Below are 519 nucleotides of genomic sequence, written 5' to 3' on the forward strand. Positions count from 1 at the left end.
GCCCTGGCTTCCATCAGCCAAGCCGTAGCGATCATGAGTATTTATCACAATACAAAAAGAATATCAAAATATAAAAAGATAACTGTTGTAGTATCCAATCTGGTCGCTGCATATGCGGAGGATAATCGATGCTGAATAAAAAAATAGCGATCCCACGCAGAGGTTTCTCAGCAAGCGAGTTCCAGTCCAGGATTGTGAGGCTGCAAAAATTGATGCGAGACAAGCAGATTGATGCGTGTCTCTTCAATACTGAATCCGAAATTTACTATTTTTCAGGTTTCAACGAGGCGATATGGTTGAGCCCGACCCGACCGGTATTCCTGATCGTCCCGATAGAGGGTGATCCGGTTGCGGTCGTTCCAAAAATTTGCGCCCATGGTTTTGACAAGTCGATCGTGCCGGACGTGCGGACATGGGCGTCGCCTTGCCCCGATGACGAGGGGGTCACGCTGCTTGCCAGGGCGATCAGAGAGTTGGCGACAAAGTCACGACGAGTGGGACTGCCGCTCGGTCCCGAGA

1 protein-coding gene is annotated in these 519 nt (G+C 50.1%); it reads left to right on the forward strand.

The window, feature by feature from the left end:
• Nucleotides 1-128: 128 nt before the first annotated feature.
• Nucleotides 129-519, forward strand: a 391-nt coding sequence (locus tag EN750_RS38395; RefSeq protein ID WP_189526869.1) for an aminopeptidase P family N-terminal domain-containing protein, incomplete at its 3' end; no start/stop codon positions are given.

The sequence above is a fragment of the Mesorhizobium sp. M7A.F.Ca.ET.027.03.2.1 genome (assembly GCF_003999175.1).
In the GTDB taxonomy this organism is placed as follows: domain Bacteria; phylum Pseudomonadota; class Alphaproteobacteria; order Rhizobiales; family Rhizobiaceae; genus Mesorhizobium.